Raw genomic sequence first — 20,481 nt, 5'->3', positions numbered from 1 at the left:
ACCCGCCACAGCGAACCGCCCGCACCGGACGGCCCGCACCGGACGGCCCGCGCCGAACCGCCCACGCCGAACCGCCCGCGCCGGACCGCTCTCACCGGTCACCCGGCGGCAGCCGCCCGCACCCGACCACCCGTACCGGTCACCCGGCGGCAGCCGCCCGCAGCCGCGTCGTCACCCACGCCCCCACCAGCGCCACGGCCGCCATCGGCACGAACACCGCCGCGAACGCCGCAGGGCGGCCACCGGACGCCTCCGCAGCCGTCGCCGTGACCGTGCCGCCGCCGAGCGCGGCGAAGGCGGCGCCCCCGGCGGCCAGCAGCAGGGCGTTGGACAGGCCGTCGGAGATCTGGAGCGCGGCGGAATTCGCGCCCGCCTCGTGCGGGGCGGACAGGTGCAGCAGGAGCACGCTGGTGGACGACATCACCAGACCCATGCCGAAGCAGCCGAACCCCCACGCGACGGCGACCAGCCACACCGGGACCGCCGGCACCAGCACGGCCGGAACGGCGAGGATCGCGGCGGCCACCAGCACCATGCCGAACGTCATCAGCCGCTCCCGGTGCGCCTCGACGGCCGGCCGCGCCTGCACGTACGAGCCGAGCGCCCAGGTGCCGCCGCCCGCCGCGAGGGACAGCCCGGCCATCGTCGGCGACAGGTCCCGCTGGGTGACGAGCATCAGCGGCACGAACGACTCGGCGGCCGTGAACGACCCGGCCGACAGCCCGCGCAGCAGTACGACCGACGGCAGCCCGCGCACGGCCCGGACGGTGCCGCGCGGCAGCAGCCCGCGCACGGCCGGGACGAGCAGGGCGACGCCCGCGGCGGCGGGCAGCGCCGACAGCGGCCGCAGGTCCTGGGCGGCGTACTGGAGCAGCCCGGCGCCGACGGACACGGCGAGCGCGAGCCGGATGCGCCGGGGGCCGGGGGCGGCCTCGTCGGCCCCGCTCTCCCGTTCCACCGGTCCCGCCGCGCGGCGGCGTATCTGCGGCAGGGCGAGCGCCAGCGGGAACACGACGAGGACGGGGATGCCGAGGAACACCCAGCGCCAGCCGAGCTGTTCGGTGACGGCGCCCGCGGCGAGCGGTCCGACGACGGACGGGACGACCCAGGCCGCCGCGAACGACGCCATGATCGACGGCCGCAGCCGCGGCGGGTAGGCCCGCCCGACGACCACGTACAGAGCGACGATCACGAGCCCGCCGCCGAACCCCTGCACGGCCCGCCCGGCCACGAACTGCCACATAGCGGTGGCCGTCCCCGACAGCAGCAGCCCCGCCGCGAACCCGGCGATGCCGCAGCCGAGGGCGCCGAGCGGTCCGCGCCGGTCGGACCACTGGCCGGCGAGGACCATGCCGAAGAGGCTGGTGGTGAAGTAGGCGGAGAACCCGAACGCGTACAGCGACACCCCGTGCAGCTCGCGCGCGGCGACCGGCATCGCGGTCCCCACGGCGGTCGCCTCGAAGGCGATGACGAGCACGACGGAGACGATCCCGATGCTGAGCGCCCGGTAGGCCCGCCCGAGCACCGACCCGACGGCGACCGGTTCGCCCTCCCCGGCGCGCTCCAGCTCCAACTCCACGGCGACGGCCGCCTCACCACCCGTTCCGGGCAGGTGGGACGTATCGGGTGCGCCGGGGGGACCGGCAGGGTTCGCGACACCCTTGTCGCGGGGTTCGAGGACGCTCATGGTCGCCACTGTAAGGCCCACGAACCGGTTTGACCCCTGTCGGGAGGTCGGCCCCGAGGCGGGACTTTCGACCTAGGACCCCAGGTAGGAGGCACCGGGCCGGTACCGCGCGGACGGACCGCTTCATGAACGGCGTGTGGCAGTCGCGTTGCACCACCCCGGATCACCTTGAGCGACGCTCCCCCGTGCCCGTACGGTCAAGTCACCGAGTTCGACCCGGCGATCACGACGACCGCCACGGACCCGGCCGTGTGCCCGAGTGGTTTAGGGACTCGCCTGCAAAGCGAGTTACGTGGGTTCGATTCCCGCCACGGCCTCTGCCTGCCTGACAGGGCAATACGGAAGGGCGGCACCCCGCGGGGTGCCGCCCTTCCTGTTGCCCGGCCCGCACCGGCCTCCCCGGCGCCGACACCTGGCCCCGTTGAGCGATGTCTTCGGAGTGGTCGCGTCGATCGGCGTGGTCGTGTCCCTGCCCGTATCCGGCGCGGCTCTCCGGCCGTGGTCCAACCGGTGGCGGAACGGCCGGCGCGGTGGGCGGCGCCGACCCGGTACTGGGCCGAACACCCGGACCCGGCCGCGTAGTTCGCCGGCAGCCGCCGACCTCGATCACTGCACGGTGACGTCGCCCGTCCTGGGCAACCACTCCTGTCCAAGGAGCAGTGAGGTCAGCGCGCGATGAGCCGGCTCGTGAAACCGGCTGCGACCAGGGACTCGTAGGCCTCGTGCACGTCCTCCGGGACGGGCTGCACGACGGCGTATCCGAGCTTCGGGTACTCGATCACGCGCTGAAGATCGCCCACGAGCATGTCGAGGACCAGCTTCTCGTCGCCGATGCTCTTGACGTAGTCGTCCAGCGTCAGGTCCTCGGAGGCGCAGCGGACTTCGGCCTCCGGCCAGAGTTTGCGGGCGGTGGCGTACGAGCGGCGTTCCATGTAGGGCTTGCAGACCAGGAGCACGGTGGCCGGAGTGATCCCGGCGTCGGCGAGAACCTCGCGGGAGAGCGTGATGTTCTGGCCGGTGTTGCCGGCGTGGGGCTCCACGAGGATCGCGGAGTCGGGGACACCGAGGGACAGTGCGTGCTCGCGGTAGTGCACGGCCTCGCCGCGTGGGAAGCGTGCCGCGGTCGTGGGGCTGTTGCCGCCGGTGAAGACCACGGTGGGGAAGAGACCTGCCCGGTAGAGGTCCGCCGTGGCGGTCGCCACCCCGAGATCGTGGCTGCCCAGGCCGATGGCGACGTCGGCGGGGCGCGGCTCGTGGTGCATCTGGTGGTGGTCCCAGATGAGCCGCGCCCGCTGCCACTGGGCGTCGGTGACCTTCAGCCCGTCGTCCGTGCTCCGTGTCATGTGCGTCTCTCCCGGTCTGCAACCGCGTCTGCGGGTCGGCCCGCATCGGCACCCTGCACGGCCTTGATCTTCTCGATGCTGCGGAGCTGGTGGCTCAGCCCGTACGTGGCCGCCGTACTCCCGGCCGAGTCGAGTGCCCGCAAGCCATCATCCAGGGTGGCAGGGTCGGAGAGCAGGATGTGACCGTGGGCGGTGTCCAGCCGCACACGTTGCAGGGGCGAGTCGGTGACACCCGAGGTGCGGGCGACGTCGATGCAGTGAAGCGCGGACGTCAGGTCGCCCGTGCCCCGGTGGGCCAACGCCAGCTTCTGCTGGGCGACGGACCAGTCCTCGGGCTCGGCCAGGTCCTCGAACTCACGGACGGCGGAGCCCATGACCCGGACCGCGCGGCCGGGATCTCCGTTCTTGCTGAGGACCGTGCCCACCCAGAGGCGAGCACGGGCGCGATCACGGCGGGAGAGCCGTTCATCGACCATCAGCGACGCGTACTGGCGGGCGGCGGAATCCAGTTGGTCCGACATTTCCGCAACGACCGCCTGGCAGAGGTCGAGTTGAGCGACACGACGCGGGATGTGGAGCTGAGCGAAGACCGAGCGGGCGTCGGCGTACGACCGCCTGGCCGAGAGCGGACCGAGCACCGTTCCCCGGTCACGCCGCAGGTCGCCGAGCAAGGTCGTGGAACGGGCGAGGAGATAGAGCCCTTTGTCGTCCAGCTCCACCGGCCGGAAGCGGGACAACCAGCGGCGCAGCAGATCGTCGGCGAAGACGAAGTCCTGGCGGGACAGCGCGACGGCAGCGCGGTCGAGGTCGTCGGTCCAGGACTCGTACTCCCACGCCCTTGGGCCGCCCACCGCCGCCGCCATGGGAGCTTCCCCAGCGCGGGCGTCGTGGCCTCCGGCCTCGGCCAGGTTGACTTCGAAGCGGAGTTGAGCGGCGGCGTCCGCCCGCAGGAGAGCGGTGTCCAGGATGGCCTGGGTGTCCGGCCGGGGTGCGGTGGCGGCGAGGGACTTCTCCCACTTCGAGACCGTACGGACCGCGACGCCGAGGTGCTCGGCGAAGGTCCGGACGCTCATGCGCAGGGCGAGACGCAGGGCCCTGGCCTCCAGCCCGGTCCAGTGGTGCACGGTCGCCACGCATTGCTCCCTTCCGTCCGCCATCGAAGCACGCGGCTGCGGGACAGGGGGACGGAAGTGCCACAGAAGTGCAACAGCCGGTCATTTCGGCGCCGTTGAAATCCCAGCAGGCTCGGCCCCGTACTGACCACCGAACTTCCGGATGGCCCTCGCATGGAACCTCTTGCCGCACGTCGCACGATCAACTCTCCCGTGGCTCACGGCCGCCCTCGGCCGGCCGACATCCCTCGGGTGACGAACAACATGCCGGTCCCGCCCTCCACGCCCAGGAGTGCGGCTCCGGGCAACGGAGGGTGAGGCCGTCATGCCCTGGTCCTCGCGGCGGTACTTCGATGCCGAGCCCGAATCGGTCGGCCACGCACGCGACTTCGTCGCCGTCACGCTCACCGCGTGGGGTCTGCGGTCGGTGGTGGAGGACGTCCGTCTGTGCGTCTCCGAGCTGGCCTCGAACGCGGTCGTCCACGGCACACGCGACGACCACGGATTCCTCGTCCGACTCGACACTCACGACGAGGACTTCGTACGTCTTGAGGTGCACGACAGCCGGGACGTCCAGGACTCGTTGCGTCGTGTCCGAGTGCGCCACTCGGCTGAAACGGACACAGCCGGCCGGGGCCTTCGCATCGTCGACCTGGTCGCCGACAGTTGGGGCGTCGAGGCCCGGCGTCCTCTCGGCAAGATTCTCTGGGCGCGCTTCAGGGCATTCCCCGACAGCCCTGAGCAACTGGTGGGACATGTCGCGGAGTTACCGCCCGACGCGTCGATCGGTACCGAGGTCGCCGTCGCCCCCCGGCTCCTCGACGGACGCGAGCAACCATCGCGCGCTCGCCGGGCATTGCAGTAGGCAGGCCGCGAGCGGCTCGCGCTCGGGCCCCCGACCGGTACGCCTACGTGAAGTAGATCCCGCCCAGCACCACCACGACCGCCGCCACGATGAACAGCAGGACCACCAGCAGCAACTTGCCCACGCTCGGCGGGGGTTCGAAGCGGGGTTCCTCGGGGGCGGGGGGCGTGGGGGGCTGCTGCGGGGCGTTGTCGTTCACGGGGATCACCGGGGGTCGGGGGAGGGGGAGTTGGGGTTACTGGGGGTTTGCCACCGCTGCCTGGGGGCGGATCGGGAGGCGGTTGACCGGGCGGCCCGTGGCCGCGCGGACCGCTGCCGCGATCGCCGCCGGGGAGGTGACCACGGGGACCGCGCTCACCGCCTTCGCGCCGAACGGGGCCACCACGTCACGCTCCTCGACGAGCTTGACGATGCGGATGTCGGGCGCGTCCAGGGCCGTCGGCAGGGCGTAGCCCGTGAGGTCGGGGTGACGGACCAGGCCGCGGGCCGTGCGCAGGTTCTCGGTGAGGGCGACGCCCACGCCCTGCGTGACACCGGCCTCGATGCGGGCGGCGAGCTGGGGCGGGTTCAGGACGCGGCCGACGTCCTGGGCGACCGCCAGCTCCACCACGCGGACGGCGCCGAGTTCGACGTCGACGTCGACCACCGCGCGCACCGCGCAGAACGCCAGGCCCACGAACGCGTCGCCCTGGCCCGCCTCGTCGAGCGGTTCCGTCGGGTGCGGACGGCACTGGGCGGTGGCCCACAGTTCCTTGCCGTCGAGCGCCTCGGTGACCGTCGTCGACAGCACGCCGTCGTACGAGGTGATCTTGCCGTCGGTGATCTGGAGCAGTTCGGTGGACATGCCGAACTTGTGGGCCAGCGGCTGGAGAAGCTGGGTGCGGACCATCTTCGCGGCGCGTTCCACCGCCCCCGCCGACACCCACGTGTGACGGCCCCGGCAGCCCGGACCGGCCGGCGGCTGGTCGGTGTCGACGGGCGCGACGTGCACCTCGTCGATGCCGAGCGTCTCCTGCACGACCTGGCGGGCCAGCGTCGTGAAGCCCTGTCCGGTCTCGACCGCCGCGCACAGCACGGTCGCCACGCCGTCGTGGACCTTCACCGTCGCGGTGGAGACCTCGTCCGCACCCTCGGCGCCGAGCATGTGGACCATGCCGAGGCCGTAGCCGACGCCGCGCCGCACCGCGCCCGGTTCGCCCGCGCCCTCCAGGCCGCCCGGGAGCAGCCAGTCCTCCTCCGGGGTGTCCTTGGGCAGCGGCGGCAGCGGGAAGTCCCGTACCGCCTGGAGGAGTTCGGCCACGGGGGCGGGGCAGGTCACCGTCTGGCCGGTGGGCAGGACGTCGCCCGTGGCCATGACGTTGCGCAGGCGCAGTTCCGCCGGGTCGACGCCGATCTTCTTGGCCAGCTTGTCCATCTGCGCCTCGTACGCGGCGCACACCTGGAGCGCGCCCTCGCCGCGCACGTGGCCGGACGGCGGGTTGTTGGTGCGCACCGCCCAGCCCTCGACGAAGGCGTTCGGCACGACGTACGGGCCGCACGCGAACGACACGGCCGCGGCCAGCGACTCCGCGGAGGTGTCGGCGTAGGCGCCCGCGTCGAGCAGGATCTGCGCCTCGACCTTGACCAGGCGGCCCTCGGCGTCCGCGTGGTGGCGGTAGCGCAGCAGGGTCGGGTGGCGGTGGGCGTGGCCGAGGAAGGACTCCTCGCGGGTCGCCGTCAGCTTGACCGGGCAGCCGGTGGTCAACGCGAGTAGACCCAGGGGGAGTTGGAACCCCTGGTCCTCGCGGTCGGCGGTCGCGCCGGGCACCCCGGTGACGACGACCTTGACCCGGTCCGGCTCGATCCCGTAGCAGGCGGCGGCGGTGTCGCGGTCGGCGTGCGGGTCGGTCGAGGCGAGGTAGAACTCCACTCCCCCGTCGGGCCGCGGCACCGCGAGACCGGCCTCGGCGCCGATGGGCGCGGGGTCCTGGCGGCCGATGCGGTACTGGCCCTCGACGACGACCTCGCCGGCCGCCTCCGGGTCGCCGTGCCGCAGCGGGATGTGCCGGATCAGGTTGCCGTCGGGGTGCAACGGCTCGGCCTCGAAGGAGCGTTCGGGGTCGGTGACCGGTTCGAGCACCTCGTACTCGACGATCACGGCCGCCGCCGCCATGCGCGCGGTGTCGGGGTGGTCGGCGGCCACGGCCGCGATGGGCTCGCCGTGGTGGCGCACCACCTCGGCGGCGAACACCGGACGGTCGGCGACGCCGCGGCCGTGCATCGGCGTGCCGGGCACGTCCTCGTGGGTGATGACCGCGCGGACGCCGGGCATGGCGCGCGCGTGCGTGGTGTCGATGGAGACGATGCGCGCGTGCGCGTGCGGCGAGCGCAGCACCGCCGCCCACAGCAGGCCCTCGGCCCACAGGTCGGCCGCGTACGGGAAGGTGCCCTCCGTCTTGGCGCGGGCGTCGGCGGCGGGCAGCGCGGAACCGAGGCCGTGCGGCAGCGGTTCGGGCGCGGAGACCGTCTCCGTGGCGGCTGCGGTGGCGGCATCGTTGCTCACGCCTGGCCTCCGTCCTGACCGTAGGGCTGTTCGTGCGGTTCCGCGCCGTCGAACGCGGAGGGGCTGACGCCGCCGTCGCCCGGTCCCGCCTGGTGCGGGATGCGGGGTTCGTCGGAGTCGGTCGCGTGGGCCGCCGCGTTGTGCGCCTCGCGTTCGGCGACGACCTCGTTGACCGCGTCCAGGATGCCCCGGTAGCCGGAGCACCGGCAGAGGTTTCCGCAGAGCGCCTGGCGGGTCTCCCGTTCGCTGGGCGCCGGGTTGCCCTCCAGGAGGTCGTGCACGGTCATCGCCATGCCGGGCACGCAGAACCCGCACTGCACCGCGCCGCACCGGGCCAACGCCCGCTGCACGTCGGAGGGTTGGCCGTCGACCGCCAGGCCCTCCACGGTGCGCACCTCGCTGCCGGCCGCGGTGACGGCCGGTACCAGGCAGGACGCGACGAGGCGGCCGTCGACCTGGACGTTGCAGGCGCCGCACTCGCCCTGCGAGCAGCCGTCCTTGGCGCCCGCGAGGCCGAGCCGCTCGCGCAGCACGTAGAGCAGGGACTCGCCGACCCAGGCGTCGGTGACCGGGCGGTCCACGCCGTTGACGCTCAACACGTAGGAGGCGACGGGGTGTTCGTCGTGGGGCAGCGGGGGCGGCGACACCGGTTCGGACTCCGCGTCGGCGTCCGCGGCGGCGAAGACACCCGCGGTCGCGCGGTCCGCGTCGGCCCCGGGGCCGTCCTCCGCGTCGGCGGGCCCGCCGGGACCGGCCGCCGGTCCGGGTTCCGCGTCCGGCGCCGGTTCCGCCAACGGCTCGGTCTCGTCGGCGGGTTCGTCCTCCGCGCGCGGCGCACCGGCGTCTTCGGCGGCCCCGGAGGGGCCCTCCGCGGCCTCCTGGGGTTCCGGAGCGCCCGCGGTGCCACCGGGACGCCCGTCGGCCGCCGAGGGGCCGTGCACGCCCGGCACGGGGCCTTCCGCGTACGGTCGTTCGGCACCAGGCGCGGGCGGTTCGCCGTACAGGCCGGGGGTGCCCGCGGACGGCGCGTAGGGGTCCGTGTTCCCGGTGGGCGCCTCCGCGTATGCCCCGGCGAGCCGCTCGTCCCGGTGCTGTCCGCCGCGCGGGTCGTACCCGGCGTCGTGGCCCGCGTCCTCGCGTCCGTCGTACCCGGCGTCGTGCCGCGGGTCGGGAGCGGCCGGGCGGGCCGTGTCGTAGTCGTGCGTCCCGTCCTGCACGCGCAGGCCCTCGCCCCCGTACGAGGCGTGCGGGCCCGGGGTGTGCGGCTCGTGGGCCTGCGGGTCGTGGTCCTGCGGGTCCGGTACGTGCGTGTCGCGGCCGAAGGCGTCGCGCCCGTACGACGGCTGCGCGCCGCCCGCACCGAACGCGCCCTGCTCGTGCGGGTGCTCGGCCGGCGGGTAGCCGGCGGGCCGGTACTGGTCGGGCATCGTCGGCGCGGGCCCCTGCTGCGCGGCCCCCGGCTGCTGCTGTGCGGCCCACTGCTGCCCCGCGCCGTCGGTCGCCCAGGGGGCCGCCGCGCCGCCCGGGAGCGTGGACGGCGGGTTGCCGCCCCACTGCTCGACCAGGGAGGACGTGGTGAACTCGCCCGACTCGTCCGGCAGTTCGCCGCCGGCCACCGGGATCGACCACTGACCGGTGGCCCCTCCGGCGGGCGCGGGCGGCTGCTGGTCGTGGTGCCTCCGGTCCGGCCGGCCCGCGCCGCCGGTCGCGCCGTGCACGTCCCACTGGCCGCCGCCGGTGTCCTCCGGGCGGTAGGTGAACCGGTCGTCGTGTCCGGGGTGGCCGGAGGCCGCCGCCGGGTCCGGCCAGGGGCCCGCGTCCGGGCCGGCCGGAATGCCCCAACTCCCGTCCACGGCGGGGTCGGCGGCCTGCTCGGCGGCCGGCATCGCCGTGATCCGCGGCGGCACGTAACCGTGTCCCGGCGCGGCCAGCGGGCTGTCGGCCGCGGCGAGCAGCGCGTCGATGCCGCCCTCGGGGAGCTGGACGAACGCCGTGGCGCCGTCGTCGTAGTCGCCCTGGGGCAGCGGGTCCCAGCGGCCCGGACCGCGGGAGGCGTCCTCTCCGTGCTGGTCGTCGGTCACGACAGCGCCCTCCCCAGTGCTCGTCGGGCCAGCGCGGCGACGGTGCGCCGCAGGTGCAGTACGGCGGGCGGCAGTTGCGGCACGGAGCCGTCGTCGGCCGGTACGGGGTCCGGGATGCAGGCGGCCGCGACGTACTCGCCGAAGGCGTTCAGCGCCTCGGGCACGATCGCGCGGCCGTTGTCCCAGTCGATGAGCTGCGCGACCCACTGCTCGGCCTCCAGGGGCCGCAGCGGCATCGGAGCTATGGCTCCGACCGCGCAGCGCACGTCGCGCCGGGCCGGGTCGAGAACCAGGGCGACGGAGGCGACGGCGCGGCCTGGGCCGGTGCGGCCGGTCGCCTTGAGGAAGACCTGGGGGGCGTGCAGCAGCGGTACCCGCACGTAGCCGATGAGTTCGCCGGCGCCGAGCATCTCCACACCCGCGAGCAGGTGCGAGACCGGTACCTCGCGGCGGGCGCCGCCGGGCCCGGCGACGACCAGGGTCGCCTCCAGCGCGGCCAGCACCGGAAGGGCGTCCCCGGTGGGCGCGGCGGTGGCGATGTTGCCGCCGAGGGTGCCCGCGTTGCGGATCTGCGGCGGCCCCGAGGCGCGGGCGGCGGCGGCGAGGCCGGGGATCAGCGCGGCGAAGTCGGGGCGGCCCATGCGCGCGTGGGTGAGTCCGGCGCCGAGCAGCGCGTGGCCGTCGAGGTACTGCCAGCCGCGGATCTCGCTGATCCGGCCGAGGCCGACCAGCGCGGCGGGCCTGAGCTGGCCCGAGTTGACGGCCGCCATGAGGTCCGTGCCGCCCGCCACGGGGACCGCCGCGGGCACGGCGGTGAGTGCCGCCACGGCCTCGTCCAGTGTCGTGGGCAGGGTGACGGACTGCCCCGCCTGCGGTGCGTGCGTGGTCAAACCGGCTGCCCCTTCCCGCTGCCCCACCCGGTCCTGGCTGGTCTCGCCTGTTGCTGCCGTACGGTACGTGCTGACAGGGCGGACGTGGCAACTCTGGCACATCTTCGCGGGAGCCGGACGCAGGGGTCCGCTAGGAGGCATTCGCCCACCTCAGAAGCGCATTCGCCCGTTTTGCGACCGGTCGGCCGGTGCGCGTGAATTGCCACTCTTCGGTGATCCCTGCACGCTTTTCCGGACCCGTCGCGCCGTCACCGGGCCCGCCCGCGGGGCCCGTCGGCCCCGTTCGCCGCCGTGCGCGGCGCCGCGCGCCGTCGCGGGACGCCGGGCGCACCCGCGGTCCGCCCGGCGTCCGCGTGCCCGCTACCTGTTCGGCGGCGATCCTTCGATCGGGCGGCCGGTGATCCCGGGGCGGCGCTGCCAGGGGTGCGGCCCGGCGGGCGGACGGTAGCCGACGCCGAGGGCGTCGAGCCGCCGGTAGTGGGCCGCCATCCGGGCCCCGAACCCCGCGAAGTCCCGTTCGCCGGGGGCGGGAAGCGCGCTCCACGCCACCTCCGCGAGGGCCGCGAGCCGGGGGTAGGTCTGGTAGTCGACGCGCCCCGCGTCCTCCAGCACCTCGGTCCAGACGTTGGCCTGCGTGCCCAGGACGTGCCCGGCCTGTTCCGCGGTGAGGCCGGCCGGCACGGGTTCGAAGCGGTAGACGTCCTCCAGGGTGCGCACGAACCCGATCGGCACCGGCTCGTCGCCGCCCGCCGCCTGCCGGTGGTCCAGGTACACGTACTGCTCGGGGCACATCACGACGTCGTGCCCGGCCCGCGCGGCCGCCACCCCGCCCGCGTACCCGCGCCAGGACGCGACGGCCGCGCCGGGCGGCAGGCCGCGGCCGCCGGACGCGCCCTGGAGGATCTCGTCCCAGCCGACGAGACGCCGGCCGCGCGCGGCGAGCCAGTCGGCGAAGTGGCCGACGAACCAGGCCTGGAGGCCGTCCTCGTCGCCGACGCCCAGCTCGCGGATCCGGGCCTGCGCCGCCGGGGAGCGGCGCCATTCGTCCTTGAGGCACTCGTCGCCGCCGATGTGCACGAACTCCGACGGGAACAGCTCCAGGACCTCCTCGAAGACCCCCTCGTAGAAGCGCACGACGCCCTCGGTCGGGGCGAGGACGTGCGGCGAGATGCCCCAGTCGTCCCACACGGCCAGCGACTCGGTGTCGACGACGTCGGTGTTGCCCAGCTCCGGGTACGCGGCGATCGCGGCCTGCGAGTGGCCCGGCACGTCGATCTCGGGGACGACGGTGATGTGCCGCTCGGCGGCGTACGCGACGATCTCGCGCAGGTCGTCCTTGGTGTAGAAGCCGCCGTGGGGCTTGTCCTCCCACAGGGGCGAGGCGCGGTGCCCGAACCGCGAGCGCGAACGCCAGGAGCCGACCTCGGTGAGGCGCGGGTACCGGGCGATCTCGACGCGCCAGCCCTGGTCGTCCGTCAGGTGCAGGTGCAGGACGTTGAGTTTGTGCGCGGCCATCAGGTCGAGGTGGCGCAGCACCCCGTCCTTGGGCGTGAAGTGCCGTGCCACGTCGAGCATGAGCCCGCGCCAGCGGAAGCGGGGCGCGTCCCGCACGGACACCAGCGGCAGCCGTCGGTCGCTGCCGGGCAGCGGGGCGCGGCGGAAGGCGTCGGGGCCCAGGAGCTGGCGCAGCGTCTGGGCGCCCCAGAACAGGCCGGCCGGGTCGCCGCCGGTGAGCCGCACCCCGTCGGGCGTGACGTCGAGGTGGTAGCCCTCGGGGCCGGGCCCGCCGTCGCCGGCGTCCAGGGCGAGGCGGACGGTGTCGCCGGGGGCGGTCCCGGGCGCGAGGGGCAGGCCGGTCGCCGCGCCGAGCACGGAACGCAGCCAGCGTTCGGTGCCGTGCGTGCCGTCCCGCGCGTCGAGGGTGGTGCCGGGGCCGAGCGGGAAGTACCCGGCGCCCTCGGGCACCACGTGTCCGGGCTGGGGGATGAGATCCACTGTCCGTCCTTTGCCGCGCGTACGGGGAACACGGCGAAGCTCAGCACAGATCCACGATTGGTCTCAACCACTTGGCGCCGCCGGACCGTTCGCAGCGCGAAGGACCCCCGCGGCACGGCGGCGCGTGCCCGCGGAGGCCCTCGGAGCGTGGTGGACGGGAAACCGGGGGGCTACTTCTTCTTGCCGTCGCCGCCCTCGTCGCCGCCGCCGTTCATCGACTCGTAGATCTCCTTGCACAGCGGACAGACCGGGTACTTCTTCGGGTCGCGGCCCGGCACCCAGACCTTGCCGCACAGCGCCACGACGGGAGTCCCGTCGAGGGCGCTCGCCATGATCTTGTCCTTCTGGACGTAGTGGGCGAAGCGCTCGTGGTCGCCGTCACCGTGGGACACCTGCGGCGTCGGCTCGACGAGGGTTCCCGTACCAGTCCCGCGCTCGGGCTCGAGAGTGCTCATAAGGGCCAAGGGTACTGAAGGGCGCGGGCATCAGTTGAGCGAAGGGTCGTCCGGGTACGTGGCGACCATCGCCAGCTCGCTGCGCTGGCGGCGCAGCACCTCGCGCCACAGTCTCTCCGGCGCCGGGGAGGACACGTCGCCGGGCTCCGACTCGACGACGTACCAGGCGCCCTCGACGAGTTCGTCCTCCAGCTGGCCCGGCCCCCAGCCCGCGTACCCGGCGAAGATCCGCAGGGAGCCGAGCGCGGAGGCGAGCAGTTCCGGCGGGGCCTCCAGGTCGACGAGGCCGATCGCGCCGTGCACCTGGCGCCAGCCCAGCGGGGTGCGCCCGTCGCCGAGCGCGCCGCCCGGGACGACGGCGACGCCGAGTGCGGAGTCCAGGGAGACGGGACCGCCCTGGAAGACGACCCCGGGCTCGCCGGCGAGGCCGGCCCAGTTCTCCAGGATGTCCTCGACGCCCACGGGTGTCGGGCGGTTGAGGACCACACCGAGCGAGCCCTTCTCGTCGTGGTCGAGGAGGAGCACCACCGCACGGTCGAAGTTCGGGTCCGCCAGGGCGGGGGTTGCCACGAGCAGCCGCCCTGTGAGCGAGGACACCTCGGTCATGCCAGACATGATCCCGCATCTTTCCGCCCCGTGGGGAGGCAATCCCGGTACGCGCGCGAAGAGGGGCGCGGGGGGCGGGAGCGGCCTGGTGAGGGCCGTCGCACAGGGGGTGACGGAGGCGCCGCGGCGGACGCCGCGCGCGGCCGCGCGAGCGGACCCGGCACTCACCGACCGTGGCCGCGCGGGGACCGTTCGTGTTGTGTCGCCGAGGTGTGAATCCCGGGCCGCACTTGGGCTTACGGAACGGGGGCAAGCGGCGATTACCCTGTCTCATCGGCCCCTGCCCCACTCACCGGAACGAGATTCATGACCGTCAACGGCAATGACGACGTACTGCTTGTCCACGGCGGAACTCCGCTGGAGGGCGAGATCCGTGTCCGCGGCGCGAAGAACCTCGTGCCGAAGGCCATGGTCGCCGCCCTGCTGGGCAGTGGGCCGAGTCGGCTGCGCAACGTTCCCGACATCCGTGACGTGCGCGTCGTACGCGGTCTGCTGCAACTGCACGGGGTGACGGTCCGTCCGGGCGACGAGCCCGGCGAGCTGGTGCTGGACCCGACGCACGTGGAGAGCGCGAACGTCGCCGACATCGACGCCCACGCGGGCTCCTCGCGCATCCCGATCCTGTTCTGCGGCCCGCTGCTGCACCGGCTGGGCCACGCGTTCATCCCGGGCCTGGGCGGCTGCGACATCGGCGGCCGGCCGATCGACTTCCACTTCGACGTGCTGCGGCAGTTCGGCGCGCGCATCGAGAAGCGGGCGGACGGCCAGTACCTGGAGGCCCCGCAGCGGCTGCGCGGCACCAAGATCGCGCTGCCGTACCCGTCGGTGGGCGCGACCGAGCAGGTGCTGCTGACGGCGGTGCTGGCGGAGGGCGTCACCGAGCTGTCGAACGCGGCGGTCGAGCCCGAGATCGAGGACCTGATCTGCGTCCTGCAGAAAATGGGCGCGATCATCGCGATGGACACCGACCGCACGATCCGCATCACCGGTGTGGACGAGCTCGGCGGTTACGCCCACCGGGCGCTGCCGGACCGTCTGGAGGCCGCGTCGTGGGCGTCGGCGGCGCTGGCGACCGAGGGCAACATCTACGTCCACGGCGCGCAGCAGCGCTCGATGATGACGTTCCTGAACACCTACCGGAAGGTGGGCGGTGCCTTCGAGATCGACGACGAGGGCATCCGCTTCTGGCACCCGGGGCACCAGCTCAAGTCGATCGCCCTGGAGACCGACGTGCACCCCGGTTTCCAGACCGACTGGCAGCAGCCGCTGGTGGTGGCGCTCACGCAGGCCACGGGCCTGTCGATCATCCACGAGACGGTCTACGAGTCGCGGCTCGGCTTCACCTCGGCGCTGAACCAGATGGGCGCCCACATCCAGCTCTACCGCGAGTGCCTGGGCGGTTCGAACTGCCGCTTCGGGCAGCGCAACTTCCTGCACTCCGCGGTCGTCTCCGGGCCCACCCGGCTCCAGGGCGCCGACCTGGTCATCCCGGACCTGCGCGGCGGCTTCTCATACCTCATCGCCGCGCTGGCGGCGCAGGGCACGTCCCGCGTGCACGGCATCGAGCTGATCAACCGCGGCTACGAGAACTTCATGGACAAGCTGATGGAACTGGGCGCGAAGGTCGAACTGCCGGCCAAGGCGCTCGGCTGACCCCGCCCGTCACACACCCCCTGCCGGCCGGTACGCGCACGCGTACCGGCCGGCGGTGCGTCCACCGCCGGGTACGCGCGCGGCGGGCACGCAGAGGGCGTGCGGGCCCCGGAGACGACGAATGGGCGGTCCCCCGGTGGGGGACCGCCCATTCGGGCGTCACTGCGCGCCGCGCGCCGTCAACGGGCGCGCGGACAGCGAGGTCACTTGCCCTTGGCGGCTTCCTTGAGCTTGGAGCCCGCGGACACCTTCACGCTGTAACCGGCCGGGATCTGGATCGGGTCACCGGTCTGCGGGTTGCGCGCCGTACGAGCGGCACGGTGGGTGCGCTCGAAGGTCAGGAAGCCGGGGATCGTGACCTTCTCGTCCCCCTTGGAGACGATGTCGCCGACGACCTCGGCGAACGCCGCCAGCACGGCGTCGGCGTCCTTGCGGGTCACCTCGGCGCGGTCGGCCAGCGCGGCCACCAGCTCACTGCGGTTCATGTTGTTACTCCCGTGTTCTTCTTGCCGTTGAGGCATGAGGTCGAAGCCGATGCTGCCAGGGTCTTCGGTGAGTCCCCGGACCCGGGTCCGGCGTCGGGCCCTCGCGCCCCTGGGGGTGCCCCCTGGACGTAGTCCTCGGGAAAGCATCCTGCCCCTACCTGCGGCGGGAAAGCCAATCCGGCACCCGTAGGAGTCGTGAGAACACCCTTGGGAGTCACACGAGGAGCGCCACTGCCTCGGTGTGGTGGCGCTCCGCTCCGTACCCGCCGGCGGACCACGGTGCCGCCCGGGGCCCGGAGCCCGGCGGCCCACCCTAAAGGGCCCGCGGCGGCCCGGCGACGCGCGACGCGCCGTGCGGCGCGTCGCGGTCGGTGATCGTGGTACGTGTCACAGCGTCGCCCGGGGGCGCCGCCGGCGGGCGTGCGGCGGGATCAGACGCCGGTGGTCGAGGCGGACGCCTCGGCGACCCCGGCGGCCTTGGCGGCCTCGCGGACGGCGCCGGCGACGGCCCCGGCGACCTTGTCGTTGAAGACCGAGGGGATGATGTAGTTCTGGTTGATCTCGTCCTCGGTCACCACGTTCGCGAGCGCGGTGGCGGCGGCGAGCATCATCTCGGTGTTGACGGTGCGCGACTGCGCGTCCAGCAGGCCGCGGAAGACGCCCGGGAAGACCAGCACGTTGTTGATCTGGTTGGGGAAGTCCGAGCGGCCGGTGGCCACGACCGCGGCGGTCTGGCGGGCGATCGCCGGGTCCACCTCGGGGTCGGGGTTCGCGAGGGCGAACACGATGGCGTCGTCGGCCATGGCCGCCACGTCGTCGCCGTCGAGGACGTTGGGGGCCGAGACGCCGATGAAGACGTCGGCGCCGCGCACGGCCTCCTTCAGGGTGCCCGTGAGGTTCTCCGGGTTGGTGTTGTCGGCGATCCAGCACAGCGGCGACTCGGGGTCCGCGTCGCGCAGGTCCTCGCGGCCGGAGTGCACCACGCCGTGGATGTCGGCGACGACGGCGTTCTTGACGCCGGCCGCGATCAGCAGCTTGAGGATCGCGGTACCGGCCGCGCCCGCCCCGGACATCACGACCCGGACGTTCTCGATGGCCTTGCCGACCACGCGCAGCGCGTTGGTGAGGGAGGCGAGGACGACGATGGCGGTGCCGTGCTGGTCGTCGTGGAAGACGGGGATGTCGAGGGCCTCGCGCAACCGGGCCTCGATCTCGAAGCAGCGGGGCGCCGAGATGTCCTCCAGGTTGATGCCCGCGAAGCCGGGGGCGATCGCCTTGACGATCTCGACGATCGCGTCCGTGTCCTGGGTGTCCAGGCACAGCGGCCAGGCGTCGATGCCGGCGAACCGCTTGAACAGGGCCGCCTTGCCCTCCATGACCGGCAGCGCGGCCTTGGGGCCGATGTTGCCGAGGCCGAGCACGGCGGAGCCGTCGGTGACCACGGCGACGGAGTTGCGCTTGATGGTCAGGCGGCGGGCGTCCTCGGGGTTCTCCGCGATGGCCATGCAGACGCGGGCGACACCCGGGGTGTAGATCATCGAGAGGTCGTCGCGGTTGCGGATGGGGTGCTTCGACTGCATCTCGATCTTGCCGCCGAGGTGCATGAGGAACGTACGGTCGGAGACCTTGCCGAGGGTCACGCCCTCGATGCCCCGGAGCTGCTGGACGATCTCGTCGGCGTGCGTGGTAGAGCTGGCCGCGATGGTGACGTCGATCCGGAGCTTGTCGTGCCCGGACGCCGTGACGTCGAGGCCGGTCACCGAGCCTCCGGAGGACTCCACGGCCGAGGTGAGGTGCGATACGGCGGTTCCGCTCGCGGGCACCTCCAGCCGGATGGTCATCGAGTAGGAGACGCTGGGCGCCGTTGCCATGTCCGACTTCCTCTGCTTTCACCAAATCACTGAAGCTGTGCCGTCCGATCGTCGCACCTACCCCTGAGTACGTGGTAGCCGCCCCGGGAGCCGGTCCCCGCACCCCGGCGGGACGACGACTTTCGGAAAGTGTTTTTCACCATACGAGAAGGTGTGCGGCCGGGGGAAGGGAAGCGGAACCCGGACCCGGGGACCGGGAACGCGAAGAGGCCCGCGTCACCAGGGGTGACGCGGGCCTCCGCGTTGGTCAAGTGGCACCGACCCGCCATGCTCGCCTCGCGGCAAGTGGTCGCTCGTAGCGACGAAGGTTGGGCCCGGGGGCTTGGATCGAGCCGGTGCCACGTCCAGGCTAACAAACAGATCCCGTACAGCCATTCCCGCAGCGGGAGTTCCTTTTCACGCGACCCTCCCGGCGCTCGTCTCCCGGCCGCCGCTACGCGGCGGCCGGGTCCGGCGCGGCTCAGTCGCGCAGCAGGTCCGGCACCCCCCGCGCGTCGGGCTCGTCGCGCTCGCCCGAGACGACCGTGAGCTGCTGCGTGGCGCGGGTCAGCGCGACGTAGAGCACGCGCAGGCCCGCCGGGGACTCGTCGGCGATCTCCGCCGGGGAGACGACCACCGTGGCGTCGTACTCCAGCCCCTTGGCCTCCAGGCTGCCCAGCGCCACGACGCGGTCGCCGAGGCCGGCCAGCCAGCGCGCGGCCTGGGCGCGCCGCTCCATCGCGACGACCACGCCGATCGTGCCGTCGACCAGGTCGAGCAGCCGGGCGGCCTCCGCGCGCACGGTGTCGGCGAGCGCGTCCCGGGCGACCGCGAAGCGCGGCTCGACACCGGTGGAGCGCACCGCGGACGGCGACTCGGAGCCCGGCATGGCGAGCGCGAGCACCTTGGCCGCGAGGTCCGCGATCTCGGCGGGGTTGCGGTAGTTCACGGTGAGGGTGAAGCGGCGGCGCGGGCGGGTGCCGAGCGCCTCGTCGCGCGCCTCGGCGGCCTCGTCCGGCTCGGACCACGACGACTGGGCCGGGTCGCCGACCACGGTCCAGGTGGCGTGCCGGCCGCGCCGGCCGACCATGCGCCACTGCAACGGCGTGAGGTCCTGCGCCTCGTCGACGATCACGTGCGCGTACTCGACGCGTTCGCGGGCCAGCCGTTCGGCCCGCTCGCGCTGCGACTCCTCGCGCTGCGGCATGAGTTCCTCCAGACCGGTGAGGTGGTCCAGGGGGTCCAGCTCGCGTCTGGGTCTGGGCCGCGCCACGGTGCCGAGCAGCGCCTGGAGTTCGTCGAGGAGCGCCACGTCGTGCACCGAGCGGCCCTCGCGCCGCAGCGAGCGGGCGACCTTGCGGACCTCGCCGGGGTTGAGGACGCGGCGGGCCCAGCGGCCGAGCCGGCGTTCGTCGGACATGGCGGCGAGCACGCCCGCGGGGGTCAGTTCCGGCCACCAGGCGTCGAGGAACGCGGTGAACTCGTCCTCGGACGCCACGTCGTCGTCGAACGACGAGCGCAGTTCGGCGGCGAGTTCGGGATCGCTGTGCCGGGTGCCGGCGCCGGAGCGCTCCCACAGGGCGTCCAGCAGGAGCCTGCGGGCGCGCGGGCGCAGCAGGTTGACGGGGGCGGTGCCGCCGAGGGTGCTCTGGCGGATCCGGTCGAGCTGGTCGGCCTCCAGCTCCAGGCGGCGGCCGAAGGCCACCACGCGCAGGCGCGCGGGCGCCTCCCCGGCGTCCAGGGCGCCCCGGGCCGCCTTGCGCAGCACCCGCAGCATGCGCACGGAGCCCTTGGCGCGGGCGACCGCCGGCGAGTCGTACAGGGTCGCCTCGACGCCGTCGACGAGGGAGCCCAGCGCGCGGATCGCGACCTGGCCCTCCTCGCCGAGCGAGGGGAGCACGCCCTCGGTGTACGAGACGAGCAGCGGGGTCGGCGACACGATGAGGATGCCGCCCGCGTACCGGCGCCGGTCCTGGTAGAGCAGGTAGGCCGCGCGGTGCAGGGCGACGGCGGTCTTGCCGGTGCCGGGGCCGCCCTCGACGTACGTCACCGAGGCGGCGGGGGCGCGGATGACCATGTCCTGCTCGGCCTGGATGGACGCCACGATGTCCCGCATGGTGTGGCTGCGGGCCCGTCCGAGGGCGGCCATCAGGGCGCCGTCGCCGACGACGGCGAGTTCCCGGCCGTCCAGCGACGCCTTCAGCTCGGGACGCATCAGGTCGTCCTCGACGCCGAGCACGCGCCGCCCCTTGGAGCGGATCACGCGGCGCCTGACGACCCGCCCCGGGTCCACCGGCGTCGACCGGTAGAACGGCGCGGCGGCGGGCGCCCGCCAGTCGATGACGAGCGGCGAGTAGTCCGAGTCGAGGACGCCGATCCGGCCGATGTGCAGGGTCTCGGCGATGTCGGCGGTGTTGTCCTCGCGGACGGTCCCGTCGGCGGGCTCCACGGCCGTGTACGCGCCGTCCGGGCCCTTCTTGCCGTCCTTGCCGAGCAGCAGGTCGATCCGTCCGAAGAGGAAGTCCTCGAACTCGTTGTTGAGCCGGTTGAGATGGACGCCGGCCCGGAAGACCTGCGCGTCGCGTTCGGCGAGCGCGCCGGGCGTGCCGACCTGGCCGCGCTGGGCGGCGTCGTTCATGAGGAACTCGGCTTCGTGGATCTTCTCTTCGAGGCGCCGGTACACCTGGTCGAGGTGTTCCTGTTCGATGCTGATCTCTCGGTCGCGCACAGAATCGCGATCCGATCCGACCGCGGATTCCTGCTGAGCCTGAGCGGCCACCGGGCCCCCTTCTGACGTGCTGGGCAGCCGTCAACCCTAAGCGAAGGGAGGCCCGGGAGGCTACGCGCGCGCGGCGGGTCCCGGCGCGGGTCGCCCGCCCGCCCGCGCGGAGCGCGCCGCCGGACCGCCCGGGGGCCC

The 20,481-nt window shown here is 73.7% G+C and carries 15 protein-coding genes and 1 tRNA gene; 3 read left to right on the top strand and 13 right to left on the bottom strand.

From position 1 onward, the window contains the following. Window positions 1-139 precede the first annotated feature (139 nt). Window positions 140-1,687: an MFS transporter gene (locus ACFZA0_RS00405; RefSeq protein ID WP_391008858.1), complete on the bottom strand. Its 1,548-nt coding sequence runs from the start codon at window positions 1,685-1,687 to the stop codon at window positions 140-142. 245 nt (window positions 1,688-1,932) lie between these two features. Here ACFZA0_RS00405 and ACFZA0_RS00400 point away from each other — a divergent pair. Beyond that, window positions 1,933-2,004, top strand: a tRNA-Cys gene (locus tag ACFZA0_RS00400). 348 nt (window positions 2,005-2,352) lie between these two features. Here ACFZA0_RS00400 and ACFZA0_RS00395 read toward each other — a convergent pair. Together ACFZA0_RS00395 and ACFZA0_RS00390 are read right to left on the bottom strand one after the other, a co-directional pair. Beyond that, the gene (locus ACFZA0_RS00395) at window positions 2,353-3,030 is read right to left on the bottom strand and encodes an ElyC/SanA/YdcF family protein (RefSeq protein ID WP_391008855.1); all 678 of its coding nucleotides are present in this window, start codon (window positions 3,028-3,030) and stop codon (window positions 2,353-2,355) included. Then, window positions 3,027-4,163 (bottom strand): helix-turn-helix domain-containing protein, encoded by a 1,137-nt coding sequence (locus tag ACFZA0_RS00390; RefSeq protein ID WP_391008852.1) that lies wholly within the window; start codon window positions 4,161-4,163, stop codon window positions 3,027-3,029. Before ACFZA0_RS00390 ends, ACFZA0_RS00395 begins: the two co-directional genes overlap by 4 nt. A gap of 304 nt (window positions 4,164-4,467) precedes the next feature. On the opposite strand from ACFZA0_RS00390, the gene ACFZA0_RS00385 reads away from it, so the two are divergent. Beyond that, entirely contained in the window at window positions 4,468-5,007 is a 540-nt protein-coding gene (locus ACFZA0_RS00385; protein ID WP_391008849.1) for an ATP-binding protein, read from the top strand. A 43-nt stretch (window positions 5,008-5,050) separates the two neighbouring features. Here ACFZA0_RS00385 and ACFZA0_RS00380 read toward each other — a convergent pair whose 3' ends face one another. The 7 genes from ACFZA0_RS00380 to ACFZA0_RS00350 form a co-directional block, all read right to left on the bottom strand. Further along, window positions 5,051-5,206 carry a hypothetical protein gene (locus ACFZA0_RS00380; RefSeq protein ID WP_391008846.1) on the bottom strand — a complete coding sequence of 52 codons (156 nt, stop codon included), beginning with the start codon at window positions 5,204-5,206 and terminating at the stop codon, window positions 5,051-5,053. 36 nt (window positions 5,207-5,242) lie between these two features. Next, window positions 5,243-7,549 carry a molybdopterin cofactor-binding domain-containing protein gene (locus ACFZA0_RS00375; protein WP_391008843.1) on the bottom strand — a complete coding sequence of 769 codons (2,307 nt, stop codon included), beginning with the start codon at window positions 7,547-7,549 and terminating at the stop codon, window positions 5,243-5,245. After that, window positions 7,546-9,630 (bottom strand): 2Fe-2S iron-sulfur cluster-binding protein, encoded by a 2,085-nt coding sequence (locus tag ACFZA0_RS00370; RefSeq protein WP_391008840.1) that lies wholly within the window; start codon window positions 9,628-9,630, stop codon window positions 7,546-7,548. Before ACFZA0_RS00370 ends, ACFZA0_RS00375 begins: the two co-directional genes overlap by 4 nt. Then, a complete protein-coding gene (locus ACFZA0_RS00365) occupies window positions 9,627-10,520 on the bottom strand; it encodes an FAD binding domain-containing protein (RefSeq protein WP_391008837.1) in 894 nt (297 codons plus the stop codon). Before ACFZA0_RS00365 ends, ACFZA0_RS00370 begins: the two co-directional genes overlap by 4 nt. 360 nt (window positions 10,521-10,880) lie before the next feature. After that, window positions 10,881-12,515 (bottom strand): family 20 glycosylhydrolase, encoded by a 1,635-nt coding sequence (locus tag ACFZA0_RS00360; protein ID WP_391008834.1) that lies wholly within the window; start codon window positions 12,513-12,515, stop codon window positions 10,881-10,883. A 170-nt stretch (window positions 12,516-12,685) separates the two neighbouring features. Next, the gene (locus ACFZA0_RS00355) at window positions 12,686-12,970 is read right to left on the bottom strand and encodes a DUF3039 domain-containing protein (protein WP_391008831.1); all 285 of its coding nucleotides are present in this window, start codon (window positions 12,968-12,970) and stop codon (window positions 12,686-12,688) included. A 30-nt stretch (window positions 12,971-13,000) separates the two neighbouring features. After that, the gene (locus tag ACFZA0_RS00350; RefSeq protein ID WP_391011728.1) at window positions 13,001-13,576 is read right to left on the bottom strand and encodes a YqgE/AlgH family protein; all 576 of its coding nucleotides are present in this window, start codon (window positions 13,574-13,576) and stop codon (window positions 13,001-13,003) included. Between the two features lie 306 nt (window positions 13,577-13,882). On the opposite strand from ACFZA0_RS00350, the gene murA reads away from it, so the two are divergent. Then, a complete protein-coding gene (murA, locus tag ACFZA0_RS00345) occupies window positions 13,883-15,229 on the top strand; it encodes a UDP-N-acetylglucosamine 1-carboxyvinyltransferase (RefSeq protein WP_391008828.1) in 1,347 nt (448 codons plus the stop codon). A gap of 203 nt (window positions 15,230-15,432) precedes the next feature. On the opposite strand, the gene ACFZA0_RS00340 is transcribed toward murA, so the two are convergent. The 3 genes from ACFZA0_RS00340 to ACFZA0_RS00330 form a co-directional block, all read right to left on the bottom strand. Then, window positions 15,433-15,714 carry an HU family DNA-binding protein gene (locus tag ACFZA0_RS00340; protein ID WP_004000874.1) on the bottom strand — a complete coding sequence of 94 codons (282 nt, stop codon included), beginning with the start codon at window positions 15,712-15,714 and terminating at the stop codon, window positions 15,433-15,435. A gap of 431 nt (window positions 15,715-16,145) precedes the next feature. Next, window positions 16,146-17,585: a malic enzyme-like NAD(P)-binding protein gene (locus ACFZA0_RS00335; protein ID WP_391008823.1), complete on the bottom strand. Its 1,440-nt coding sequence runs from the start codon at window positions 17,583-17,585 to the stop codon at window positions 16,146-16,148. Between the two features lie 460 nt (window positions 17,586-18,045). Next, complete coding sequence (locus ACFZA0_RS00330; protein ID WP_391008820.1) at window positions 18,046-20,343, bottom strand: UvrD-helicase domain-containing protein; 2,298 nt, start codon at window positions 20,341-20,343, stop codon at window positions 18,046-18,048. Window positions 20,344-20,481 lie beyond the last annotated feature (138 nt).

The sequence above is a fragment of the Streptomyces sp. NPDC008150 genome (genome assembly GCF_042956945.1).
In the GTDB taxonomy this organism is placed as follows: Bacteria; Actinomycetota; Actinomycetes; order Streptomycetales; family Streptomycetaceae; genus Streptomyces.
The sequence above is the reverse complement of the archived record's forward strand: the minus strand, read 5'-3'. Positions and strand labels throughout refer to the sequence as shown.